Source organism: Enterococcus sp. AZ011 (genome assembly GCF_050548355.1).
In the GTDB taxonomy this organism is placed as follows: domain Bacteria; phylum Bacillota; class Bacilli; order Lactobacillales; family Enterococcaceae; genus Enterococcus; species Enterococcus faecalis.
In genome coordinates, this window is the sequence record NZ_CP172959.1 from 2630855 (window position 1) to 2654870 (window position 24016).

The following is a 24016-nucleotide window of genomic DNA, read 5'->3' on the forward strand; positions in this document are numbered from 1 at the left end:
CCATACTATCTTTTTGTTAATTCATATCTTGTAGTTTTTTGATAAACTAAAATCAATTATCAATATGCCTACTTGCATATTTGTGCATACACACAATTTTATTCTAATGTTTGTCGCGAAAGGTGTCAACTTAAAAAAGCCCTTTCTTTTGGAAAGGGCAGCAAATATTAGACAACGTCACATTTTTAGGTTTCCGCCGTCACGAATTGTTTAAATTTTAGAACAAACGCCGCATAGTCTGCTGTTTGACTAAGCTGCTTGATGTGGATGGGTTCGGACATGGACAACAGTCTATTTAACAATTTAGTTCTAAACAAAAAAAGACAACACCTGTCCTGTTCAGTAAGTGTTGTCTTTCTTCTTAACGAGTCGTATTCACTCGTTATTTATTCGTCTAAGGGTAATTCTTCTTGACCTTCTGCTTCTTCTGTAATGGTTGAACCGTCACCGATGCCGTATGCATCACGGACCAATTTAGACACTTCTGCCATCATTTCAGGATGATCCGCCATGTATTGTTTGGCATTTTCACGGCCTTGGCCAATTCGTTCTTCTTTGTAGCCATACCAAGCACCACTTTTGCTGATAAGGTCTTTTTCCACAGCCATATCTAGTAATTCGCCTTCTTGGGAAATCCCTTGGCCATACATGATATCAACTTCTGCCACTTTAAATGGTGGCGCCACTTTGTTTTTAACGACTTTAATTTTTGTGCGGTTACCGACGATGTCTGTTCCTTGTTTTAACTGTTCTGCACGACGGACTTCTAGACGAACCGTTGCGTAGAATTTCAATGCACGTCCACCAGGAGTTGTTTCAGGATTTCCGAACATCACGCCAACTTTTTCACGAATTTGGTTAATGAAAATAGCAATTGTTTTTGTCTTATTAATTGAGCCTGATAATTTACGTAGTGCTTGAGACATTAGTCGAGCTTGTAAGCCGACATGGCTCGCTCCCATCTCACCATCAATCTCTGCACGAGGAACTAACGCAGCAACCGAGTCGATGACAACGATGTCAATCGCACCACTTGAAACTAAGGCATCGGCAATCTCTAAGCCTTGCTCACCCGTATCTGGTTGAGATAAAAGTAATTCATCAATGTTAACGCCTAGTTTCTCCGCATATTGAGGATCCAATGCATGCTCAGCATCGATAAAAGCGGCTGTTCCACCATTTCGTTGCACTTCTGCAATTGCGTGTAAAGAAACAGTTGTTTTACCTGAACTCTCAGGACCATATACTTCAATAATTCGGCCACGTGGATACCCACCTACGCCCAATGCAACATCTAACGCTAAAGAACCACTAGGGATAGTTGAAATTTTTTGATCAGCTTTTTCGCCTAATTTCATAATAGAGCCTTTCCCAAAGTTCTTTTCAATTTTTTTCAGTGCGGCATCTAAAGCCACTTTACGATCATCTGCCAATGGATAATCCTCCTTTAATTTATATAAACTTATTTTTCATTTCCTGTTAGTAGGTCTATCATATCTCTTTTGTACCAAAAAAGCAAGAAAAAACCGAACAAACATTCGCATATTTATTTTTTATTAATGATTCGGCGTCGCAAAAGATCTAACCCTCGCATAACCGCACTCTGTCTAATATAATTTCGGTCACGGTTAAAATGGAAACATTCTGCAACGGTTGGTTGGCCTTCTTCCGCCAGCCCAATCCAAACAGTGCCTGTCGGTTGACCTTCGATTGGGTCACCAGCGACCCCAGTAAATGATAAACCATAGTTAGATTTAGCTAACTGACGCGCTTTCTCTGCCATTTCTTTGGCACACGCTTCACTTACCGTGCCATGCTCTTCTAAAAGTTCATGAGAAATTCCTAAAAAGTTCTCTTTTGTTTCTTGCGAATACGTCACGAAGCCTCCCTTAAAAATCTTCGAAGCACCCGCAATTTCCCCCAGTGTACTTTGGAATAGGCCAGCGGTGAGGCTCTCAGCAGCCGTGACGGTTTGTCCGTTTTGTAATAACAAATCCACTGTTACCTTGGCTAAACTATTGTCATCCCCATACCCATAAAAATAGTCTCCCACTTTAGCTAAAACCTTTTCTTCCGTCGCTGTTAATAATTCTTCGCCAGCTACTAAGTCTTTTGTTTTAACTGTTAAACGAAGTGTCACTTCATTAGGCTTAGCATAAGGCGCAATGGTTGGATTCGTTTGGTTCGCAATCAACGATTGAATCTCGGTCACCAGCTGTGATTCACCAATCCCATAAAAACGCAAGACTCTTGAAATCAATTGTTCTTCTTGTGGAAACGCATCAATCAATAAAGGTCGTGCCGCTTGTTGGAACATCGGAATTAATTCATTGGGTGGCCCTGGTAAGAGCAAATAGCTTGTTGTGCCTTCTGTTACGAAAGAACCAACCGCTAATCCTGTCGGGTTTTGAAGAACTTGTCCACTTTCAATGGCTAACACTTGTCGTAGATTATTTTCCGTCATTGGCCGCTTAGACTGTTGGAAAAACTGGTGCAAGCGGTTCAATCCTTCTTGATCTTCTACTAATGATTTATGGAGATGTTGTGCGACAACTTGCTTGGTTAAATCGTCTTCTGTAGGTCCTAGCCCTCCACATAGGACAATTAAATCACTTCTTTGTTCTGCTTCTGTTAGTAGCGTTTCTAAGCGGCCGCCGTTATCGCCAACAACGGTCTGATAGTAAACGTCGATGCCTAGCGCAGCTAACTCTTCTGATAAAAAGGTGGCGTTGGTATTCACTACTTGTCCCAGTAATAACTCTGTTCCGACTGCAATGATTTCTGCTTTCATTGATTTCCCCTTCTCTAATAACATACGTAGTTAAACTCACTTTCCATTTTAGCACAACAAAATTTTTACAAAAGAATTTGAGCTTCAGGAAATAATTTTTTTATCAGGAAATTTATTAATTATTACGAAAAAAATGTTCATTTTCTCACAATACATTGTATAATAACGTTATATCGAAAGGAGAGAAATGAATGAGTGTAGTATTAGGACTTTTGGGTCTATTAGGGTTACTTGTCAGCGGGGGACTGACTATCAAAGCATTAATTAAGAAACAACCTAAAAAACAATATGGCTATGCCGCATTAGCAAGTGCCGCTCTATTTATTGGTGGGGTTGCCACGACAGATTCTTCCCCAACGCTTTCACTTGATGCAGAGAGTGTTGAAACCGATGCCAATGGCTCAGCCACCATCAAAGGCGAATACGACGGCAACAGCAAACTAACGGCCAATGGCAAGGAAGTAAAAACGAAAGACAAAACGTTTGCTTACAAAGTAAAACTGTCCGATGAAAAAACGCAAAAAATCACCTTTGTTGCTGAGAAGAAAGATACCAAAGTTGAAAAATCAGTCGAAGTCACACCATCAAAAGAATTTATTGCGAGCATCACAGATTCTGAGCAAGAATTGGCCAAAACAGAAAAAGCCTTAGCTTACGCTGAAAAACAACCTTCTCAGAAAAACTATGATGAAGCCGCAACCTTAGTATCTTCATTAAGTCAAGAATACGAGGAATACAATGATCGCCTTGAAAAAATCAAAGAAGCAGTACCTGTTGATGAAGCAGTTACAACTGCTGAAAAATCTAAAAGTAAAAGCGATTATCAAGCAGCTGAAAAATTAGTAGCTGCTGCCCCAGTTGGCAAAGAAGGATTTCAACAACGATTAACGACTGTTCAAACCGCTATCGCTGAAAAAGAAAAAAATGAACAATTAGTCGCCAGTGCAACTGCCGCTGTTGAAAAAGCTGAACAAGAACCAACCAATGAAGCTTACTATAATGAAGCGGTCAAACAAATTGACGCTTTAAACTCCCCAAATCAAGCTTTAACAAAACGGGTAACCGTTGTTAAAACTCAATTAGATGCCCACAAAGAAAAACAACGAAAAGAAGCAGAAGCTCAGAAACTAGCCGCTGAAAAAGCGCAAAAAGAACAAGCCGAAGCGGCAGCAAAAGCGCAAGCTGAAGCAGAGGCGCAACAAGCCGCACAGGCGCCGGCGGAAGTCGAGACGGCTGCTGCAAATGCTGGTCCAGAAACAAGCGCAACTGTTCTTGTGACACCAACTGGCAGTAAATACCATGCACGTAAATGTGGAAATGGAACCTATACGGCAACTACGTTGGCAGATGCCCAAGCAAGAGGCTTAACACCTTGTTCTAAATGTTATTAATTTTTGTGTAAATAAAGAAAGAAGTGAGAGATAAAACATTTTATCTCTCACTTCTTTCTTTATTTATGATTTTTTTCTTTTATTGATACACACTAATTCGTTGATTTGGGTGTGCATTACTTTCCACTTCATCTAACATGGCAACGGCGTAGTCTGCGTAACTAATGTAGCTGTCACCTTGACTATTGGTTGTTAATTCTTCGCCAGCGACTTCATAATGGCCTGTCGCAGGACCTTCAGCATCAAACATGGCTGCAGGACTAATATAGGTCCAGTGGATGTTTTGAGCTTCTTTCAATAAGTTTAAAGCTTCGCCCATCGCCGAAGCTAATGGCTGAATTTCTGCTGGAAATGATGGTGTATCTTTTAATTGAGTTGTGTGTTCTGGGTCCACATACAAGGTTCCAGCGCCCCCAACGACAAACAAGCGCGTTTTTTGATTGGTTAAAATCTCAATCAAATGCTGGGTAGATTTTGGGAAATCTTGCACATCAGGGAATCCTAAGGCACTAATTAATACATCAAACGCTTGAATATCTTCTGTTGTTAATTGATAAACATCTTTTTCAATGGTCGGTGTGCCATCTGTTATTTTTGAGGCATTACGAACGATGGCTGTCACGTCCATCCCGCGACGTTTAGCTTCTGCTAAAAGTAATTGTCCTTCTTTTCCTGTTGCTCCTAATACTGCTACTTTCATGTAAATCATCCTTTCATTTTTAAATAGAACTAAAATAGTTACATTTAATACTTTAAAAGTAGAGAGATTACTTATCTCTCTTAACTTCTATTTCATGAATCACATCTGCTAAGGTGATGCTTTTCAATTCTTCTTCCATTTTTTGTTGCACTTTAGTAAATTCAGTTTCTAGTACCGATTGGATATTTGCCCCAACGGAACAGTTTGGATTAGGATTTTGATGGATATTGAAAATCTCTCGTTCCAATTCAACCGCTGTATAAATTTCATACAGTGAGATCTCTTCTGGTTTCTTTAATAAGGTATTTTTATTGGCTCCACGCATGGAATGAATCAAGCCGGCTTTTTTTAACTGACTCATTAGTCGTCGAACAACGACTGGATTCGTATTCACGCTCGAAGCAATGTATTCAGAAGTCACTTGTTCTTGAGGACCTGTTTCAATCAAACTTAAAATATGAATCGCAACACTTAATTTCGTTGACATGGCCATGTCTAATCACTCCAAACTAAATGTAACGTTATTTGTTACATTTACAGAATACGCTGTTTCGTTTTATTTGTCAATGAGAAACCTCTGACTATTCAAAATAAAAATCATTTGTTGAAACAACACGGGCCCCAAACGGCATTAACGCTAATTTCGCCAATTTAAAGGACTGTTGCCCAAACGGAATACCGATGATTGTCAGACAAAGCAACAAGCCACTAATACAATGCCCAATTGCTAATGGTAGTCCACTGATAATCAGCCAAATAATGTTTACCACCAAAGATACGCCGCTATCACTATACACGACTCGCTTTTTAAACGGCCAAAAGCTCAACCCCGCTAATTTAAAACATTGTAAACCAATCGGAATACCGATAATTGTAATACACCAAATCACGCCTGCGAATAGCCAAGATAAGCCACCAAAAAAGCCGCCAAAGATGAACCATAAAATATTGCCAAGTGTTTTCATTCTTGTTCCTCTACTTTCCTCATTAAAAATTATGTATGTGAGTAAGTATACCACGAAAGCTTCTTTTTGTTTCAAACAATATTGTAAGGTCGCTGACTCGTTAAAAGACGAAGACGCTATTTCATGATACAATGAAGAGACTAACGATAAAGGAGCAGACTTCATGGACTTACATTTAACCGTTGATCTAAAAAAAACAAAGACACTCATTGATTTAGCCGATCAGGCCCACTTAATCATTGAACAAACAACTAAATTACCGAAAAAAGAGGCAGCGATTCTTTTCTTGCTAAGAGATAACCAACTAGTTGCTTTAGGACTTGCTGAAGAAAAAGCTACATATAAAGAAGTTTCTTTTGATCACTCGATTTTGTTGAAACCGACTTGGGACACAGAACTTGCCTATTTAGCGCAAGCTTTCCTAGATGATGCGAAAGAAAGTGGTTTAACATTGGAAGCAACCCCAGCGACAGTCAAAATTCCGAAAAGTGCGGTAGCGACAGTGACTAACTATAAAGAAACAGTCACCTTTATCTTGGAACGTTTTGGCTACTCTCTGTTTAAAAAACCGGCGCCGAAGAAAGCCAGACCAGCCAAAGCACGCCACAAATGGACAAAAGAAGTCAGCCAAATTCCTTTTTATATTGATACTCGACAAAGCAAAGCAACTGTTTTTTGGCAAAAGCGCAATGAAATGCTTATTAAAGCTGGCGCGACAATGATGCCAGAAGCCCCTTTAAATAAAGACGGGTCTGTCGGTTTCTCCGCTAGATTTGGTGAAAAACTTCGTGATGAACGCAAGGGCCAATTTAAAGACTTTGTCACAACGGAAGATATCGTCTTAAAAAGCGTTAATGAAGTCGGCTTGTTTCTCTATTTTGCTGGAACAAACAGCTGGTTAGAGCTAGTTGATGAGAACGGCAAAACCTTAAATGAATGGACTGTGGTGGAATAAACCTTATAAAAAATGTCACGCCTGAACTTTACGATTCAGGCGCGACATTTTTTTAATTTAAATAACTTTTTGCTATCGCTTGATACTTATCAATCATATCTAAATAATTATCAATTTCGACATATTCGTCGACTTGGTGTGCAGTAGTGGTCACACCTGGTCCAAAGACAACGCAATCAAATGTATTGTCTGATTTAGTAAATTCAGCTAAGTCTGTGGTCCCAGCGCTTGTCACTAATGGTAATGGTTGATCAAATTGGGCTTGAATGGCTTGAATTAACGCAGAATCTTTCTCAGCTTTTACAGGAATTTTATTGTAATCAATCGTTAATTCTAACTGATGTTTTTCTTTTTTGTTCAATTCATCGACAATTTTTTGTAATAATGCAATGACTTGATCGTTGCTGAATTCTGGAATTGAACGGATATTCCCTTGCAAGGCTGCTTGACCTGGAATACTGTTCACTTGTGTGCCACCTTTAATGACGGTTACATTGTGAATCGTTCGACCTAATTCAGGATTTTCATAGTTTGCTGTGACTTCCGCCATTTGTTGGTTTGCTTCTGTAATAAATTCGTTCAAATTATTAATCGCGTTAATGCCTTCTTCTGGCATCGAACTGTGGGCTTCTTTTCCGTGTGACACAACAGAATAGTTAATTGAACCCATGTGCGCATACATCAAGTTATAATTGGTTGGTTCTCCAATGACTAAGGCACTTAAATCATCCGCATAGCCTTTTTCAGTTAATTGGCCAGCACCTAGCTCACCGACTTCTTCACCAACTGTACCTAAAAATTTAACCGCTCCATTTAATGGAACTTCCTTTTCTTTTAATTCAATCATTGCTAAAACCATTGCGACTAAGCCGCTTTTCATGTCCGTTGCGCCACGGCCATACAATTTATTTCCTTCAATATGGGCCGCAAATGGTGGGAAAGTCCATTGACTTTCATCCCCTTCAGAAACCACGTCCATGTGGCCACTAAACCCTAAGACTTTTTCTCGGTTTTCACCTAAATAAGCAACCAAACTACTACGATTTGGTGCATAAGAAACAAGTTCAGAAGGGATCTCATATTTTTTCAAAAGATTTTGTAAATAGATTGCCACTTCTTCTTCGTTTCCATTTACAGATTTAATTTTAACCACATCTTGTAAAATACTAATTTTTTCTGATTTTTCCATTGCCATTCGCCCTTTCTTGTTATGCTTAATTCTAGTGTACGCTTCTCTCAGTAAAACCGCAACTGACTTGGTTAGGTCAGCAAAAAACACGCGACAGTTTTAAGAAATGTCGCGTGTTTTTTACTGAGTTTATTTTAAATAATTAGGCGCTGCCAATTCATTCTCAATGACTTGATTAGGGATCACAAATTCAGGGGTGCCCATATAGTAAGGCGCAATTTCTCCTTGAGGAAACACAATCACTAATTGGTGTTTTTCATTGATATAGAAAGGTTGGTCCTTTTTAATTTTTTTGAAGGGTTGAACATCACTGGGGGCATCCTCTTTTTCGGACCAGTATATTTTATTGCTATCGTTCTTCATTTGGTCTGATATTTGTTGTTTAATTTCACTACTAATGACATCAATGTAAAAATCATTTTTAAAAATTAAGGGGAGTGAAACGACAACATTGGCTCGTTTATCGATGGTGTCATATTTTGTTGTCGTCGCAGAACTGCCTTTAATTTCTGTGAAGGTTCGTTTGACCACTAGGAAGCGACGGTCGTCCACGACTTTTTCATAATCTCCAGTGACTGAAACACGAGAACCATCAAACAATTGCCCTTTGACTTGTTGAAATTCTGTTTGGGCTTCTTTCAAGTATTTTTTGTTGAGCGTGTCGGCTACTGAAGATTCTTGGGATGTTTGGATTTTAGGGACATCGATGTTTACTTCACTTTCCTGTTTTTTCGCTGTCAACGTTTTGATGGTGACTAATTGAACAATTTTATCTAACACAGGGATGTTGCGGGCTGCTTCACTAAAACCTGGAAACAAATTGACTGATAAGACAAAGCCACAAGCCACTACTAGACTACTTTGCAGTGAGCGGTTTCTAAAACGAAGCCAGGTGTACCGCTTTTTCTCTTTATGAAAACGCGCTTTGACTTCCGCTTGTAGATCCGTTGGCAACGGTTGTTGGCGGTATTCTTTTGAAAAGTTTTTAACAACGCTTTTTACAAAATCTTCCATTATTTTTTCGCTTCCTTTCTTTTACTAATTCAATAGACTTCGGAGTTCATTCAAACTGCGGTACATCTTCGTTTTAATCGTGTTTTCGTTAATATCCAGGATCAAAGCGATTTCTTTTAGCGTAAATCCTTCAAAAAATTTTAATAGAATAATTTCACGATTGGGACTATCTAATTGATTAATAATTTCTTCAATTTCTAAAAAACTGCGTTGGGGATTATTTAAAAGGGCTAACACATGTTCATCTTTTTCAATATGAACAGCTTCTCGTTTCTTTTTACGCCAATAATCTGTCGCTACAGAAAGCAGAATTCGAAAGAACCACGCGTCAAAATCCTTAATATCGGGTCCTTTTTGGATGGCCTTCAGTGCCTTTTCAAAGCTTTCTTGAATCACATCCAAGGCATCTTCTTTCGAATGTGTATAGTTAAAGGCAATGCGATACATTTTTTCATATTTGGTATCCACAAGCGTTTCTAACGCGCGAATTTGTTTTTTTCTTTTCCAACCATCGAAAACCATCGATTTCTGGAGCCTCCTTTCCTGTACACTTATATAGACGAATCACAAGCATAAAAAGTTTCAACTTTTTTATTATTTTTAATTTTTATATTCTAAAAGAAAAAGCGTGGTACAAAAATCACTTTGGATTTTTGCTTCACGCTCAAAATCTGATAAACGGCGGGAACAGAACCAGCTCCTTCGGAAATAAGCCGAAATTATCCAAGAATTAAAGAACAATTTCCGGAAATTTCTTCTTATTTCTCGGAGCTAAGCGGTGCTGTCCCGACCTTGTTTTCTTCTCCCGAGTGCGGTCTTAGTGCACTCAGCGTTTTAATAAAATGCGACCAATCAACAGGACGTGGTGGCGCTAGCCAAATAATTTGGGTAATCTCAGGCCAATCGACAAAATGAATATCCGATAAAATTAATTGTACACTTTCATCTACATGTGCTTTGAAAATGATATTCCATTCCGTAATTTTTTCAATATTTTTTTGTATCATACGATTATAGGCTTCACCAAAGGAAAAGTCGACACACAATGTAATCGGAGCCAAAACTTTTTTCAATGGTAACGCATCCACCATTAACAACAGATACCGATAAAATAAAAACCGTCTGGCATCCCAAACAGCGGGATTCGTTTTTTGTTCTTGAATAAATTGTCGACTAGCAGAAAAATACTCTGTATACGTTTCTGCAAAGTAGGTTATATCCATTTTGCGATAACTATAGTTTGCTTCTATTGGAAAATGGAACAATTTAAAATGAACGATTGTTACTTTTTGTTCAAAACCTCGCAGGACTTCCTCGGAAAGCTGAAATTGTATTTTTAAATAGCTTAACAAGTCACGATTCAATTGTTGAATTTCTGCAAATCTTTGGCAAAGTGCTGCTGAAGCTACTTGAAGCCACTCTTCAGCAATTAAAAATAAGAGTAAATAATTGCCTTCGTTTGTTCGTTGTGGTTCTGGGATTTGAAGACTCTCTAACCAATTGAAAACATTCTGCTGATTGTCACCGGCTAATTGTTTTAACACTTGCGAATCTACTTTTTTCTCTACATAAAACTGTTGCTGCGTTCGTACTAAAGAAACCGCCAAAAAATGAAAACATTTAGCTTGTGCATAGCCCGCACGCTGATTAAGATGAACCTTCTCAGAAAAAAATAGCTCAAAGTTCCGAATCTGCTCTAAAACTTTTTTACCGTACAATGAAAAATCACGTTGGTATAATTGTAAAAAAACCAGTGTTGTTACTTCGCGTAAATTGGTTTCATTTCCCACCAAGTGAAATTCTTTATTAATTGTAATTTGATAATTTTCCAGCATTTTCTTTAATTCCTTGAACTCCTTATAAGCCAATGTGTGACTAACAAAGTGTTCTAACGCAAACTCATTTACAGAATCAAAACGCTGAAAAAAGAAATCTTGAAACATAGCAAAACGTAACGACTCTTTAATATAGCAATCAATCAAAGTAGCAGAAGTTTCCGTTCCTGATTCATTAAGCGTTAAGAAAATACCATCGCTCACAATTTGAAAATCCTCTGATAAACCAAATTCAATAAAATCGGCATTTAATTCAGCGACCGTTTTGTTTACGATAAATTCAGATAATTCTAACTCCTGCATTACAGTTTCTTTTGACTCTGTTAACATCGGTGCATTTTCCAGTAACTGAAATAAGGCGATTTTTCTTTTATCCACTTTATTTAAAAACATCATCAATATCATAGACTTCTCTCACATCCATTTTTTTCCCATACAATCCATTTCCTGAAAGAAAGTACCCAACCGCTGCTAAATAGCTTTCAGATTCTTCATCGCCGCCTGCACCAAGTCCGTTAGGAAAGACAAAATCTTTATTCACTTGTAAAGGATGAGCCGTTGTTTCTTTTGTTTGTTTCTTTTTTTCTTTTGACATTGCCGGTTTCTCCACAGGTTTGTCTTTTTTCTTTGGTGAAGGCTTTTTTTCTTCAGAAGGAACCGTAGTTTTTTGATCTTCCGGAGGGGTTGGCGCAGGTTGTTCCGGTTCTGACTTTTCCTGAGGGGTGATTGATTCTGGTTTTGGTTGAATTTCTTCCGTTGGTTCTAAGGGATTATAAATAGGTGTCGCCAATGTTTGAATTGGTTCTATTTCGACAGCCGTAAAAATTAGCAAAGAACTAAATAAAAAAAGATACTTTTTTCTCATGGCTTCTCACTCTCTCTACCTCTACTTTATGGGAAGCAATTCCTTGTAAAAGTACCTTTACTTTTACAAGGAAAACCCTTTTTGTCAATAGATAGCCCTTTTTATTGCTCAGATTGTTGTTCTTCCTCTTTTTTCTTTTTACGATACAAGAAGAAAATCAATAAGAGCAGCGCTAGAATGATTAATGCAATCAGTAGATACAACCACCAATTGGTTCCTTTAATGGTTACGTCTTTTTCATTTAATTCTTTAGCAACGTCCCCAGAAATAGTAAATTCTTTTGTAAATTCCCATTTGTACAGGTACCGTTCTTCACCATTGGCGCCTTTGACTTGATAGGTGCCCTTTTCATCTTTTACACCATAGGCCGTTGATTTCAAGACATATTTCCCTGGCGTTAATCGTTCCCCTTTTAAAGAAATTGGGTAACTAAAGTTAGAGTTTGGTGCCACCTGCATATCCTCAGTATCGGATTGGTAAAGCGTTTCGCCTCCTTTTGAAACAGTGTTGATTAAATGTAATTGGTTTAAATAGGCCGCTTGTGGGTTTTGTAAAGAAACATTGATGACGTTTCGCGCGTTGACTTGGCCTGGTTTAACCCCCAGTAATTTTAAATCTGGTTGAACCTTTGTCTCATTTTGCTGAAGAATAATGGCCACAACATAGGAGTATTCATTATTAATAGCTAACCCTTTTGATTGATCCGCAGAAGTCGTGGTTTCTTTCTTTTTCTCTTTGAGTGTTATACCGCCAGCCATCACGCCATCAAAAGAATCTTTAGGCATCGTGATGGTTAAAGGTAAGGTCTTTTGGGAATGCTTCGGCAAGATGATTTCTTTCGGTGCTTCCACATAATCTTTTAAGTTAAAGCGTAAAGTTTTGTCAGGTTTGATCCCGTTTTGGCCATATTCTACTACGCCATTTAAATTTGTTGTCGCTGAGTTCACCGTATTTTCAATGGTAATGTCTTCATCTGTATCATTGCGTAACTGAATTTCTACGGTTTGTTTGGCACCAGGCGCCATTTTTAAGTCAAAGTAGGTTTTTGATTTATCCACTTGATTTTCGGGAATTGTTGGTGTGACCGCAAAATTAAATTCAGAAGCGTGCGCCTCCACGCCAATCCAGCCAAATAACATACAAGCGATTACCGTTGCATATACTTTCCATCTGTTCATATTCATTCTCCTATGTCTGTCATTCTTTGTTGTATTATAAGCACCAAAAGACCGAAAGATAAGCCAAAAATTTTTGACTTATATCCCGATCTTGCGTGTATGCTGTCGTTCTTAGTTTCCTGTGTTAGCAGGTGTATCTGTCAAAGTCCAAGTAAAAGTTGTCGTGTATTTTTTCGCATATTTTGTGGTTGAACCAGGTACTTCTAAGGAAATACTTGTTTTAGCGGTATCTACACTATCGCCCCAGCTCATTAAGTACGTACCCGCACCTTCTTTATCGCCAGCAGCCATGACCACTGATTCAGCCCCAGTTGGGTTTAATTCAATCGTAGCTGGCGCTGTCGTTGGTTTTGCAGATTGTGAAGCTGAAACCACGCGTCCGTTGCTTAAAGTTACTTTGGCCGCTGTTAGTTCTTGGTTGGCTTCAGTTTTGAATTGACCATTTTGTTTTACTTTTAGCGTCCAACCTGTTTCAGTCCCACGATTATCTGAGACTTGAACAAAGTTCGGGCCTTCTTGGTCGGCACCAGCATTATCTTTGTATTTTTGTGTTTCTGCATAGTAGGTCATATTTTTTGAGGTAATCGTTTGTTCCCCAAAAGATAAACTAGATGCATAGTCAATGGATAACGGACCTGCTGTCCCTGGCTTAGGTCCTGTCGGATCAGTTGGATCAACTGGCGTAATTGGTTTATCCGGATCTGGATTCGTCGGATCAACTGGATTCGTTGGGTTCGTATTTGGTGCAAATTGAATCGCTCCGTTTGTTTGGTATTCACCACCGTCAACTGCTAATGCACTCATTGGTACAAGTGCCAATGCGCCTAAAGTTGTGGTTGCCATCAATGTCATTACTTTTGTCTTTTTCATTTATTTCCCTCCATTATTTACTGGTACATCTGAAAGTAGCCAAGTCAATGTTGTTTTATATTGTACTGCATCCTTAGGGGTTTTCCCGGGAACAGTTAGTGAGATTGCCCGTGTGATCGTGGCATTTACTTGCTGTCCTTGTTGATTTTTTTCGGTCACTTTTTCTGCTTGCCCCCACAGCGTGATCCACGTTCCGGCGCCGGTCTTTTCTGGGGCTTGCATGACAACAGTTTCTGCGCCCGCAGCATCTAATTGAATGTTTGCGGTAGCAGTTGGCGGCAATACGTCCGTCGCATTTGAGCGAACACTGGGCTCAGTAAAGGCGACGGTGGCGCCTGTTAATTCTTTGTGTAATGTTTCTGCATTACGAAATTGACCATTTTGTTTCACTTTTAAAACCCAGCCAGCATTGGTTCCCCGTAAATCACTTACTTGTACATAATTAGCAGTTGCCAATTCACTTGCTGAACCATCTGGATTTTTATAGGTTTGCGCTCTGGCAAAATACGTTTGATCCTTATTCGATATCTCATTACTCCCAAAATCCAAACTTGAGGCATAATCGATGGAAAGTGGCCCAGGGGTACCTGGATTAGGTCCATCAGGATTCGTTGGATCGACTGGTCGAACTGGTTTTTCTGGATCGGGATTTTCTGGATTTACTGGATCCGTCCCATCTGTGCTTGGGGTAAAAACAATCGACTGTTCGCTATCAAAAACGACCGTCGCCGCTTCAGCAGGAACAGTGGCGCCAAGCAACATTGTTCCGAATAACAAGGAGTAGACGACTGTTTTTTTCATTTACTTAGCCTCCAACATTCGTTGGTACAGATTTCAATGTCCATGTTAAGGTCGTACGATATTCTTTTGCTAATTTAATCGCTTTACCTGGGACATTTAATTTCACGGCAGTAGCACCTTCTGTCGCATCTTTCCCAAAACGATAGACCCAAGTCCCCATTCCTTTGCCATCTTCTGCTTTGACTAATTCTACTTCTGTTCCAGGAACAAAGGTATGTGCTGCTGTTGGTGTTGGCGCGTATGCGGCATCAACAATCGATGTCACACCTGCATTGGCAATCGATAAAGCGGCCCCCACTAATTCTTCATTTTGGGCTGTTTTGAATTGCCCATTTTGTACAGCGCTTAACGTCCAGCCTTCTTGTGTCCCACGTTTATCCGTTACCTGAACATAGTTGGGACCTGTTGTTCCATCTTTAAATGTTTGAATTTGTGCGTAATAATCTTTCGTATCGGAAGTGATTTTTTGGGCGCCAAATTGAAAGCTTGAAGCATAGTCAATTGATAAGGGGCCTGCAGTCCCTGGTTTTGGTCCAGTTGGGTCAGTTGGATCTTCTGGTTCAACTTTTTCATCTGGATTGGTTGGATTAACTGGCTTCGTTGGATCTGTATCTGGTTCAAATGTAATGGCGCCATTACTTGTATAGTTCACGTTAATGTCTTCCGCAAATGCTTGTTGTGTCGCTAGGACACCGCTAAATCCTACAATCCCTACTACTGCTAATACTGTTTTTTTCATCTTCTCTTCTCCTTTTAATAAATAATATGCCTATAGTGATAAGGCTGATTCCCAAATAAATAAATGGTGCTTGATTGATGGTACCTGTCGCTGGTAATCTTCCTTGTCGCGACCCATATACGCCAGAAGAAAGGACGGATGAAGCGCCTCCGTCAGCTGGCTTGGTGGGTTCGGTCGTTGTGGAAGAATTACTAGTCGCTGTTGTCGACTCTTCTGTGGGATATTCATACGTTCCATAAAAGGAGACAACACCACTATTTTCATAAGCTGCTTCCCCAAACGCAGTGTCTGAATGACAGAAGCTGAAAAGACCTAAAAAACAACTAAGCAAAAGGTATTTTTTCATCTCACTTCTCTCCTCCTTGTTATGGTGCCATGACTAATGACCATGACAATGTCCCTTTGAATTCGCCAACTTTTTGTTTCTCGACTGGCACAGATAGTTTAAGTCCCCGTTGGTTTGCCGCACCCCAACCTTGGTTAATTGTATAACTACCTGAACCGGAGCCTTCATTTTCTGTAACAACCGTATCTCCTTTATTGAGTAAAAATTCTCCTTTGTCTGTAACCAATGACAAATCTTCCAATTGATTTGTGCCGTTCGTTAAGGGATTCGTTACCTGAACATTCAGTTTCCAAGGCGTACTTTCTGTCCCGCGTGTGTCTTGAACGACTAAATCATCTGAAAGAGTTGGCCAGTAAACTTCTGGCTTGGCAGAAATTTTTTGTTTGCCAAAATCAATTGTTTTAGGTACTTTTTCTAACGTTAATTCACCTGAAATAGACACATTGACTTTTTTATTTAACGTTTCACCAGCTTCTGTAAATTGATAATTGGCTGGCACCGTTTTGGCTAATTCTTCTGGTTTCGCTTGCTGAATGGCTTGGAAGGTTGCGGCATCAAGACTTGGTGTTTGATTGGCCCGACCATCTGCGAAAATCACCGTTGCTTGTGTCCATTGTGCCAACTCGTCTGAATTCGTTAAGCCATTTGCTTCTTTTAATTTCAAATGCGCACTTGTCGCATACAAGGCAAACGAACGATCTTTGGCAAGGACACTTTCATTTTTCACAACAACTAAATGAACCGTTTTGTTTTGCAAATTATCTCCTGACGTCCCTGCTTCTAATTGAATATCATGTGTCCGCGATACAGTTTTTTCTGCTAACGGCGCTTGAATTTGTGGTAAATCCGTCTCTTTTAATGAGGTTTTGAAAAACGGCCGACCTTTTGCACCGAGCATTTCTATTACTTTATCGACAGTCGTTAGTTGCGCTGCCTCATCTTCTGTGACAATCACCGATTGCCCCGAAAGTTCCACTTTATTTGAAAATTGAACTTTCACCTGATAACTGTAGTTCATATTCGTCGCTTTCCATGAAAGCGGGGTGGTATCTTTTTGCTCTGGAATTTGCTCTATCGCGCTCCCAACTTCACTAGACTTAACCGTTCCTTGGTGCAACCAAGAACCTGTTACTTCGTCAGGAAGGAAGCTTAGGGTTGGTGTTAAAGCACTTGAGGTCGGAATCATCAAACGTCCTTTTTGAACTTTTTGTCCAGCTACTTCGGTGCCCCACGCTTGTAAGGTTAATGGCGCATTGCCGGCTTTGACCTCTTTTACATCATGAGAAATAGTACCTGCACCTGCCACAATTCCAGGCGTTTCCACTTCATAATCGATGATAGAGCCAGGAATTGCTATTCCATAGCCATTGGCGCCCTTGGTCACATCGTTATCGCCAATAAATGTTTTTCCAGTCGCTTTTTCAATCCCATGAAACGTTGTTGGCGTAAGTTTTGTAGCATTATTGACCGTTGGATTAATCGTCAAGACCTGATAGGCTTTGACATTTCCAAACCAAGTCCCTGTGCTATCCACCAAAGCAGTTGTATCTGTCGTTGGTTTAATCCATAAAAGTTCATCTTTTGTTGGATCGACAGCTTCAAAATCCGCAATGTTTACTTTACCTGTACCAGGAATTGTTTCTAATGTTGCATGATCCTGAACCGTTAGTTTGCTAGCTGAAATTAAATTGGCTGTGTTGGTGATCCCAATTCCAGCGTTTTTAGATAGATGAATTGATCCGAATTCATTGTAAGTCGTACTATGGTTCGCGGCAGTAGCAGAAACGCCATTTTTGATGTTCCCACCATTAGCCATTAATTTAATGCCATTGGTGACATTTAATTCCGTAAAGTTGACAACGCCTAAGCCTGTCGCATTTAGTGGTTCTGTTTGATAGTTATTGGTGCCGTCAACGTTCTCGCCAATGTTAATGACAACTTTCTGAGCATTTTTAGAAACAATGGTATTGGTGAAACTATCTGTTGCATTTCCACCAGATAATCCATTGATTGTTTTGGCACCTTGTAAATTTATCTCGACATCACGTAACAGCCCTGTCGTAGGGGCATTACCATAATTTGTTGCATATAAGTTACCAATACTTGAACCTGTTGCTTGAATATTCATAATAATTTTGCCACTTTTTGTATATGAGGACGTCCGCGCGCCATCTCCGTATATAGCTGCACCATTCAAAACATCTGAACCTGGTTTTGTATAGATATTTAGCGTAATTGTATTAGAATCATCTGTTCCTAAATTAGTTGTTCCGTTATAAGGAACACCTCCTGAAATAGACGTTCCCGAAGGCAATTTAAACTCGCGATTGTAGTTTCTTAAATCAATGGTCAAATTTGCGTTTCCTAACAAAGAACCAACATTTGTTATTCCGCCAGAAAAACCATTCGTTCCTTCACGAGGAGTACCAGAAAAGTCGCCACCGTAAACAATATTATTAGAATTTCCAGTAACAGTATGATCACTTGAAGCACCATAAGATGCTCCCATTGAGGCATTAATGACACCATCATAAACGGTTACTCCAACATTCCCGACAATTTTTTTATCATTCCAGCCACCACCAGATAAGAACCAGTCAACTTGACCATTCCTGACAGTTGCTTGGGCATTTCCATAAACTCGACCGCCTTCATAACCACTTCCTTCTAAGGTATCGACAATACCTCCATTCAATGTATTAGAGGTGTTCCCTTCAACAACGCCAGAAAATAAACCACCGTATGTTCGTCGAGCTACAGCATTATTAATTACTGTATTTGACTCACCGCGAATGTAGATAGTCCAAGCATCTCGGCCAATGACAAGACCACCGCCAGCAATATCAAAATCTTTCGCATTCGCTAAATTATTTCTACTAGAAGAATAATTCGTGTCAGTTGGACGACTTCCTTTATAAACCAAGCCATCGCCGCCAGCTGTGCCATCGCCTGTTTGTGTTCCAACTTCTATAGTTGCCTTACCTTCTACGTAACCACCTACACCAGCTGCGGTTGTTCGCCACAGATCCGCATTACCAAATGAACCTTTAACAAGATGTGAGTGAATATTTCCTAAAATTTTATAAGTTGCACTATCAAAAGCTAATTTTGCCCGTTGCTCTGATGTATAAGCATCATAGATACCTTCATTGGAAGCCCCTAGTGCTGCTTTTGATAATCGATCAGCTTCCGTTCCACTACCACCATCAAAATTACCTATACCGCCTTGAGCAGCTGTTGTTCCACCAATAACCGTATTTTCAATATTTCCTGTTATTGTGCCGTTATAACGATTGGCTCCAATAATACTTGGTCCATAGGTTGTATAATTACTTGCATCGAGGGTTGTGGAAATTGCATTTGTTCCACGATTTGTTCCAATATTCCCACGACCTGAACCACCAACATAAGGCCCTCTTGAACTCCAACCGCCATATCCAGATAATGAATTTTTAATGGTACCATTAATGTTTCCATAAAGTGCGCCACCATAGTAAGTGGACATCCTAAAAGAACTATTTGCTTCCGCTGCAATGTCTAACTCATTGAAAACACTCCCGGTCACAGAAATTGGGTTTGCTGCTGTACCAATTCCTGCACCATAATAATTAGAAAGAGCACCATTGATTCGTTTAACAGAAACGGTTACATTCCCATCGACTGTACCTAGATTTGCACCGCCTGATAGCGTATTGATTCCGGAGACCGTGTTATTAATGAGCAACGTTGGGTTTCCTTTTAAAGTTCCACCATTATTATTTCCGCCATAAAAATACCACGTACCTGAACCTGTGCTATTTACTGTAATCACAGGATTTCCTGTAACATCGCCTGAATCCGTTCCGCCAAACACAGAGAAACCATTCCCGATAGAACCACCATTCAAGGACAAACTATGACCGTTTAAATACATTTGTGATCCTGTGTAAGAAATATTTCTTAAAGTAATATCTGTACCGAAGTGAACAATTCCTAGTGCCAATGTTTTGGAACCTGTAGGTAAAGTTGTATCCATACTAATCGGATCCGCGCTGTTTCCAGTAATCACTAAATGATTGACCTTGCCTTGCAAGGCGTAAAAGGTCATATTACTTGCCGTAACGGTGTCAGGAATCACTTTAGCGGTGGTCGCCGCACTCGTCGTAATATTGTTTCCTATATAAAGAGTGAAATCGCCATTGTTCCCCTGTTGATACAAATCAAACAAGGCTTCTTTCAAACCAGCCTCTGTCGATGCATATTCTTTGTACGCTGCTCCATCTCCTGCAGGACTTGGCACAACAATCACTTTTGTTTTATCTGCAGGGGCAATTGTGTCCGCAATGGACTGATCAACTGAGATAGCTCTGGCCATGCGTGTCAGTTTCTGTTTAAAGACAGCCGTAAGTTGTGTATCTTCTGAAAACTCTAATTGAAGAAGTTCTTCATTTGTATATGTTTTTCCTTGGTAAGACCAGCCAACGAAAGTCGCATTTTCCTCACTATTCGCCCATTTTGGTAATTCTTCTGTCCGAAGTGGCTGATTTTTTTCTTTTACCACTTGATAACTTTTGGCATCATTTTGAAACAAAGCTTGATCCGTTGTTTCAAAGGTCAACGTGATTTGCTTCTGCTCTTCGCTTGGTTTTGTTTCTGTGGAAGAGGTGGTTACTTTTTCTGTGATAGCACTAGATTCAGTCATTGATGACTGTTCTGTAGAATGTGCGCTGCTTTCTTTTGTTGCTTCACTTGTACTGGTTTCTGCTGTTTTTGGCTGTGTCTGCGTACGTTCCGTTTGTTGCTCCCCTTCAATCGCCCACGCTGAAACAGATAAAAATGGTTGTACAAGTAAACAAGTTGCCAATAAAACAGCGATTTTCTTTTTCATTAACTTCATCACTCCTCCCTCGAAGTAAACTTTCCACAACCAACCTATGGCTCAAGTATACGAAGTTTTCTTCTGATTTTTTTAAAGATATTTTCTTAATTTCAAAAAAAAAATTTATTTTTTAATTTTCTTTTTGTTAACTAAACGAATTTTTTGCTGTTTTTGTAAGATAAAAATGTTAATTTGTTCACAAAAATAACAAAAACGTTGTTTTTAACATTAAAATTAACAAACGAGTTCGTAGTATAGCACGGATTTTTTCTCATGTAAACATCATTAAATAAACATTTTTGTTTAATTTATACATATTTCTCAGCTAAAAAAATGACAAAAATAAATAAACAGAGGCCTTAGAAATATTTCTAAGGCCTCTGTTTATTTATACGTATTCACAAACTGGACTGTTTCTTGGTAACATTGTTTAGCTTCTTTTGTTTGATAGTCGAATTGATATTCGTGGGTGATCGTTGCTTTCTTATCTTTGAAAAAGAGAGCTGAAACTGGAACATTTAAAGTTTTTAACCGCTGAACCAAGGCTAGTCCTTGCTCTTGGAATGAAAAGCTATTGCCATCTGTTAGATACGTCGGGGGAAATTCTTTGGTGACTTTATCCACTAAACTCACTTCTTGCAGTTCTGCACTCGTCTGCCAGTCTTTAGTGCCGAGCAAGGACCAAGCCACTGTTTTAACGAAAAATTTCATAAAACGATTATCACTTTGTTGGTTGGCCATTTGTTTCAAATCCACCGGACCACAATACGAGAGCGTGCCTTTTAAATGGCTAGCCGGCAATGCTGCAGTCATCCCTAGTTCTTTGGCATAGTTGGCATTGGTTTGAACTGTTGCATATTGTAGAGCAATCTGTGCACCCGCACTGTCCCCGCCAATAAAAAGCTTAGATAAATCTAACATGGGATACGCTTGTTTCTTTTCTAATAAAAATTGAACAAGTTCATTGACCTGCTGGAGCTGGCTTGGATAAGGTGCATCTGGTGCTAATTCATAATTCATTGAAATAAAGGCAACTGAGGAATCAGCCACTAAACGTGTCGCAAACTCTTTCATCCCAGACTTATCTCCTCCCACATAGCCACCACCATGGACCCATAAAACGACTGGTACCGCTTGTTTTGACGTTTGGGGATAATACAAATCAAAGGTATTCTTTTTTCTTGAAGAAGGGTATGTTTGATTTTCTTGCAATTGGACATTGGGCAATGCTTTATCATAGGAAGCTGAATCTTTTATTTCAACTTCACCTGCGAATAACTGGTTGATGACCCAAGCGCCTGGCTTAGGAGATAATTGAAAGGCGAGAAACACGCCTAAGCAAATAACCACAAGGATTCCTAACAACCAAAGGATAAAACGTACGATTTTTCTTTTCACTCTATTCACCTGCTTTAATTTGTAGCAAAATTATAGCATGTTTTTTAGCCAAAGCGTTTATTTTGAAACAGCTTTTTTAGAATTTGATGTACTTTTATCATTTGAAATGCTTTCTTAAAAGCTGTAAAATGAACAAAATGACTTTAACCTTTAGGAGGTTGCCAAATGAAAGCTCTGATTTCCATTGATTATACGAATGATTTTGTCGCCACAGACGGAAAACTAACCACTGGTGCCGCTGGACAAGCCATTGAAACGGCCCTTGTTCAACAAACAAAGCACTATTTTGACAATGGCGATTTTGTGGTTTTTGCCATTGATGGGCATGACCCCCTAGATCACTATCATCCTGAAAATAAACTTTTCCCGCCCCACAATGTCTTAGGAACTGACGGGCGTAATCTGTTTGGCTCGCTAGCTGATTTTTATCAAGCTCACAAAAATGAGGCAACCGTTTATTGGATGGACAAACGGCACTATTCTGCTTTTAGTGGCACAGATTTGGACATTCGGTTACGAGAACGAGGAATTACAGAGCTTTGTTTAACTGGTGTTTGTACAGATATTTGCGTGTTGCATACGGCTGTCGATGCCTATAATTTAGGCTATCAATTAATGATTCCCGAGCATGCCGTTGCTAGTTTTGATGAACAAGGACACGAATGGGCATTACGCCACTTTAAACAAACTTTAGGAGCAACCATTCTATAAAAAGACCGGTCAATCCGACCTATCTATATTCAAAAAATCCTGTGAACAACACAAAAGAGCCTGGGACAAAAATCACTTTGGATTTTTGTCCCAGGCTTAAAAATTGATAAACGGCGGGAACAGAATAAGCAGAGACTGCTAGCTGATAGAAATTAGCTACTCATAAAAGAGTGGGGAAGCCCACTTTTTTATAGACCAATGACCGTTGCAAAGAAAGGAACTACTAAAACAGTAACTACACCAACCACTACGACAGAAATACTAGCCATAGCAGCCTCTGTTTCGCCCATTTCTATGCCAACTGCCACACCTAGGGCATGTCCGGCCGCACCTAAAGCTAAACCTTTGGCGATTGGATTGTTAATTTTAAACCATTTCAATGCAATTCGGCCCAAGGCATAGGTTAGTACACCATTGAAGATTACAGTAAACGCCGTAATGGAAGCAATGCCGCCAACAGTTTGAGAAATAGGTACGGCAATCGCTGTTGTAGCTGCTTGTGGTAAGATTGAGGCCACTAAATGATTATCCATGCCAATCACTTTTCCTGCAAAATAAACAGCCACTAGCGAACCAAAAGAACCAATTGTTAACGCCGTTAAAATTTCTAACCAATATTTTTTCAACACGTCTCTCTTTTTATATAAAGGAATCGCAAACGCTACTGTCGCAGGCTCTAGAAAGAAGCTGATATATTTGCCACCTTCATTGTATTGCTCGTAACTAATTCCTGTTACTTTTAAAACGACAACGCCTAAAATCATCGCAACGAATAATGGCGTAAATAAGAAGAAACCTTTACTTTTTTTAAACAACCAAGTACCTATGCCAAATACAGCTAATGAAATAATAATGCCAACATACGGATTCATGCGCGAACCTCTCCTTTCGCTTTCTTCGTTGCTGCGGGTTCTTTTTCTTTTCGAGCATCTTTCATATGCAATAAAAAGGCGCCCGTCCAACCAGTCGTTGCTAGTAACGCTAGTGTCGCTACTAAAATAACAAAAACAATTTGAACGCCAAATTGTTGCATAATCCCTAAAGAATTAACTAAGGAAATCCCTGAAGGAACAAATAAAAATGTAATAACCGTTGATAAGCTATTACCTAGCCCTTCCACTTGCTCCAATTTAACAACTTTTGTACATAAACCAATGAACAATAACACCATGCCAATTACTGAAGCAGGCATTGGTATTGGGGAAATGAACGCCAAGCCGTTGGCGATTAACATAATAATGGCAAAAACTGCTGCTTGTTGTAAAAATGAATATACTTTCTTTTCCATTCTTCTTCGCTCCCTTTTGTCTGTTTTCTATGGGTTAAGTATATAAAGAAAACGTTTTTTTAAGGGCTTTTTTTCATGAAATGCCAGAATTTCTTCACCAAATGCAAAAATCACCACTTGAA

The 24016-nt window shown here is 39.4% G+C and carries 23 protein-coding genes; 4 read left to right on the top strand and 19 right to left on the bottom strand.

Annotated elements, in window-relative coordinates; translation table 11 throughout:
- Positions 1-386 precede the first annotated feature (386 nt).
- Entirely contained in the window at positions 387-1433 is a 1047-nt protein-coding gene (gene recA / locus IGL36_RS12685; protein WP_002354860.1) for a recombinase RecA, read from the bottom strand.
- Between the two features lie 113 nt (positions 1434-1546).
- Positions 1547-2791, bottom strand: a complete 1245-nt coding sequence (locus IGL36_RS12690) for a competence/damage-inducible protein A (RefSeq protein ID WP_010716771.1) — start codon at positions 2789-2791, stop codon at positions 1547-1549.
- Positions 2792-2982: 191 nt separating this feature from the next.
- On the opposite strand from IGL36_RS12690, the gene IGL36_RS12695 reads away from it, so the two are divergent.
- A complete protein-coding gene (locus tag IGL36_RS12695) occupies positions 2983-4182 on the top strand; it encodes a hypothetical protein (RefSeq protein ID WP_002398187.1) in 1200 nt (399 codons plus the stop codon).
- A 79-nt stretch (positions 4183-4261) separates the two neighbouring features.
- Here the strand turns inward: IGL36_RS12695 and IGL36_RS12700 are convergent, their stop codons facing one another.
- The 3 genes from IGL36_RS12700 to IGL36_RS12710 all read right to left on the bottom strand — a co-directional run bounded on the left by IGL36_RS12700 (position 4262) and on the right by IGL36_RS12710 (position 5847).
- Positions 4262-4891, bottom strand: a complete 630-nt coding sequence (locus tag IGL36_RS12700) for an NAD(P)-dependent oxidoreductase (RefSeq protein WP_002354854.1) — start codon at positions 4889-4891, stop codon at positions 4262-4264.
- A gap of 58 nt (positions 4892-4949) precedes the next feature.
- Positions 4950-5375, bottom strand: coding sequence for an Rrf2 family transcriptional regulator (locus IGL36_RS12705; protein ID WP_002383201.1), 426 nt, complete (start codon positions 5373-5375; stop codon positions 4950-4952).
- 88 nt (positions 5376-5463) lie between these two features.
- A complete protein-coding gene (locus tag IGL36_RS12710; RefSeq protein WP_002358999.1) occupies positions 5464-5847 on the bottom strand; it encodes a YccF domain-containing protein in 384 nt (127 codons plus the stop codon).
- Positions 5848-6010: 163 nt separating this feature from the next.
- Between IGL36_RS12710 and IGL36_RS12715 the strand changes: the two genes are divergently transcribed.
- Entirely contained in the window at positions 6011-6802 is a 792-nt protein-coding gene (locus IGL36_RS12715) for a hypothetical protein (protein WP_002354848.1), read from the top strand.
- Positions 6803-6854: 52 nt separating this feature from the next.
- Here the strand turns inward: IGL36_RS12715 and IGL36_RS12720 are convergent, their stop codons facing one another.
- From IGL36_RS12720 to IGL36_RS12765, 10 genes are all read right to left on the bottom strand, one after another.
- Positions 6855-7991, bottom strand: a complete 1137-nt coding sequence (locus IGL36_RS12720) for an ArgE/DapE family deacylase (RefSeq protein ID WP_002367472.1) — start codon at positions 7989-7991, stop codon at positions 6855-6857.
- Between the two features lie 129 nt (positions 7992-8120).
- Positions 8121-9005: an RsiV family protein gene (locus tag IGL36_RS12725; RefSeq protein ID WP_002354846.1), complete on the bottom strand. Its 885-nt coding sequence runs from the start codon at positions 9003-9005 to the stop codon at positions 8121-8123.
- 24 nt (positions 9006-9029) lie between these two features.
- On the bottom strand, positions 9030-9527 hold the full coding sequence (locus IGL36_RS12730; protein ID WP_002360979.1) for an RNA polymerase sigma factor: 498 nt from the start codon (positions 9525-9527) through the stop codon (positions 9030-9032).
- 236 nt (positions 9528-9763) lie between these two features.
- Positions 9764-11245, bottom strand: a complete 1482-nt coding sequence (locus IGL36_RS12735) for a helix-turn-helix domain-containing protein (protein ID WP_002398190.1) — start codon at positions 11243-11245, stop codon at positions 9764-9766.
- Entirely contained in the window at positions 11220-11705 is a 486-nt protein-coding gene (locus tag IGL36_RS12740; protein ID WP_002354843.1) for a hypothetical protein, read from the bottom strand. The genes IGL36_RS12735 and IGL36_RS12740 overlap by 26 nt, the downstream gene beginning before the upstream one ends.
- 101 nt (positions 11706-11806) lie before the next feature.
- Positions 11807-12889, bottom strand: coding sequence for a DUF916 and DUF3324 domain-containing protein (locus IGL36_RS12745; protein WP_002358992.1), 1083 nt, complete (start codon positions 12887-12889; stop codon positions 11807-11809).
- A gap of 105 nt (positions 12890-12994) precedes the next feature.
- Positions 12995-13753, bottom strand: a complete 759-nt coding sequence (locus IGL36_RS12750) for a WxL domain-containing protein (protein WP_002385163.1) — start codon at positions 13751-13753, stop codon at positions 12995-12997.
- Positions 13754-14554 (bottom strand): WxL domain-containing protein, encoded by an 801-nt coding sequence (locus IGL36_RS12755; protein WP_002385162.1) that lies wholly within the window; start codon positions 14552-14554, stop codon positions 13754-13756.
- Positions 14555-14558: 4 nt separating this feature from the next.
- Positions 14559-15293, bottom strand: coding sequence for a WxL domain-containing protein (locus IGL36_RS12760; protein WP_002365407.1), 735 nt, complete (start codon positions 15291-15293; stop codon positions 14559-14561).
- On the bottom strand, positions 15250-15348 hold the full coding sequence (locus tag IGL36_RS12765) for a hypothetical protein (protein ID WP_229201436.1): 99 nt from the start codon (positions 15346-15348) through the stop codon (positions 15250-15252). The genes IGL36_RS12760 and IGL36_RS12765 overlap by 44 nt, the downstream gene beginning before the upstream one ends.
- 19 nt (positions 15349-15367) lie before the next feature.
- On the opposite strand from IGL36_RS12765, the gene IGL36_RS12770 reads away from it, so the two are divergent.
- Positions 15368-15532 (top strand): hypothetical protein, encoded by a 165-nt coding sequence (locus IGL36_RS12770; protein WP_224799222.1) that lies wholly within the window; start codon positions 15368-15370, stop codon positions 15530-15532.
- A gap of 126 nt (positions 15533-15658) precedes the next feature.
- Here the strand turns inward: IGL36_RS12770 and IGL36_RS12775 are convergent, their stop codons facing one another.
- Together IGL36_RS12775 and IGL36_RS12780 are read right to left on the bottom strand one after the other, a co-directional pair.
- Complete coding sequence (locus IGL36_RS12775; protein WP_002398191.1) at positions 15659-20515, bottom strand: hypothetical protein; 4857 nt, start codon at positions 20513-20515, stop codon at positions 15659-15661.
- 366 nt (positions 20516-20881) lie between these two features.
- Positions 20882-21895 carry an alpha/beta hydrolase gene (locus IGL36_RS12780; RefSeq protein WP_002370135.1) on the bottom strand — a complete coding sequence of 338 codons (1014 nt, stop codon included), beginning with the start codon at positions 21893-21895 and terminating at the stop codon, positions 20882-20884.
- A gap of 165 nt (positions 21896-22060) precedes the next feature.
- Here IGL36_RS12780 and IGL36_RS12785 point away from each other — a divergent pair, with 165 nt between their 5' ends.
- Positions 22061-22606 (top strand): cysteine hydrolase family protein, encoded by a 546-nt coding sequence (locus tag IGL36_RS12785; protein WP_002398192.1) that lies wholly within the window; start codon positions 22061-22063, stop codon positions 22604-22606.
- A 188-nt stretch (positions 22607-22794) separates the two neighbouring features.
- On the opposite strand, the gene lrgB is transcribed toward IGL36_RS12785, so the two are convergent.
- Together lrgB and lrgA are read right to left on the bottom strand one after the other, a co-directional pair.
- Complete coding sequence (gene lrgB / locus IGL36_RS12790) at positions 22795-23478, bottom strand: antiholin-like protein LrgB (protein WP_002365411.1); 684 nt, start codon at positions 23476-23478, stop codon at positions 22795-22797.
- On the bottom strand, positions 23475-23894 hold the full coding sequence (lrgA, locus tag IGL36_RS12795; RefSeq protein WP_002354829.1) for an antiholin-like murein hydrolase modulator LrgA: 420 nt from the start codon (positions 23892-23894) through the stop codon (positions 23475-23477). Before lrgA ends, lrgB begins: the two co-directional genes overlap by 4 nt.
- Positions 23895-24016: the final 122 nt, after the last annotated feature.

Bases quoted from the DNA above. Each gene is read 5' to 3' on its own strand.
- IGL36_RS12710 (WP_002358999.1), bottom strand. From the start codon at position 5,847: ATGAAAACACTTGGCAATATTTTATGGTTCATCTTTGGCGGCTTTTTT.
- lrgA (WP_002354829.1), bottom strand. From the start codon at position 23,894: ATGGAAAAGAAAGTATATTCATTTTTACAACAAGCAGCAGTTTTTGCC.
- IGL36_RS12690 (WP_010716771.1), bottom strand. From the start codon at position 2,791: ATGAAAGCAGAAATCATTGCAGTCGGAACAGAGTTATTACTGGGACAA.
- IGL36_RS12705 (WP_002383201.1), bottom strand. From the start codon at position 5,375: ATGGCCATGTCAACGAAATTAAGTGTTGCGATTCATATTTTAAGTTTG.
- IGL36_RS12715 (WP_002354848.1), top strand. From the start codon at position 6,011: ATGGACTTACATTTAACCGTTGATCTAAAAAAAACAAAGACACTCATT.
- IGL36_RS12745 (WP_002358992.1), bottom strand. From the start codon at position 12,889: ATGAATATGAACAGATGGAAAGTATATGCAACGGTAATCGCTTGTATG.
- IGL36_RS12760 (WP_002365407.1), bottom strand. From the start codon at position 15,293: ATGAAAAAAACAGTATTAGCAGTAGTAGGGATTGTAGGATTTAGCGGT.
- IGL36_RS12750 (WP_002385163.1), bottom strand. From the start codon at position 13,753: ATGAAAAAGACAAAAGTAATGACATTGATGGCAACCACAACTTTAGGC.
- IGL36_RS12775 (WP_002398191.1), bottom strand. From the start codon at position 20,515: ATGAAGTTAATGAAAAAGAAAATCGCTGTTTTATTGGCAACTTGTTTA.
- IGL36_RS12720 (WP_002367472.1), bottom strand. From the start codon at position 7,991: ATGGAAAAATCAGAAAAAATTAGTATTTTACAAGATGTGGTTAAAATT.
- IGL36_RS12700 (WP_002354854.1), bottom strand. From the start codon at position 4,891: ATGATTTACATGAAAGTAGCAGTATTAGGAGCAACAGGAAAAGAAGGA.
- IGL36_RS12735 (WP_002398190.1), bottom strand. From the start codon at position 11,245: ATGATATTGATGATGTTTTTAAATAAAGTGGATAAAAGAAAAATCGCC.
- IGL36_RS12785 (WP_002398192.1), top strand. From the start codon at position 22,061: ATGAAAGCTCTGATTTCCATTGATTATACGAATGATTTTGTCGCCACA.
- lrgB (WP_002365411.1), bottom strand. From the start codon at position 23,478: ATGAATCCGTATGTTGGCATTATTATTTCATTAGCTGTATTTGGCATA.
- IGL36_RS12740 (WP_002354843.1), bottom strand. From the start codon at position 11,705: ATGAGAAAAAAGTATCTTTTTTTATTTAGTTCTTTGCTAATTTTTACG.
- IGL36_RS12725 (WP_002354846.1), bottom strand. From the start codon at position 9,005: ATGGAAGATTTTGTAAAAAGCGTTGTTAAAAACTTTTCAAAAGAATAC.
- IGL36_RS12695 (WP_002398187.1), top strand. From the start codon at position 2,983: ATGAGTGTAGTATTAGGACTTTTGGGTCTATTAGGGTTACTTGTCAGC.
- IGL36_RS12730 (WP_002360979.1), bottom strand. From the start codon at position 9,527: ATGGTTTTCGATGGTTGGAAAAGAAAAAAACAAATTCGCGCGTTAGAA.
- IGL36_RS12755 (WP_002385162.1), bottom strand. From the start codon at position 14,554: ATGAAAAAAACAGTCGTCTACTCCTTGTTATTCGGAACAATGTTGCTT.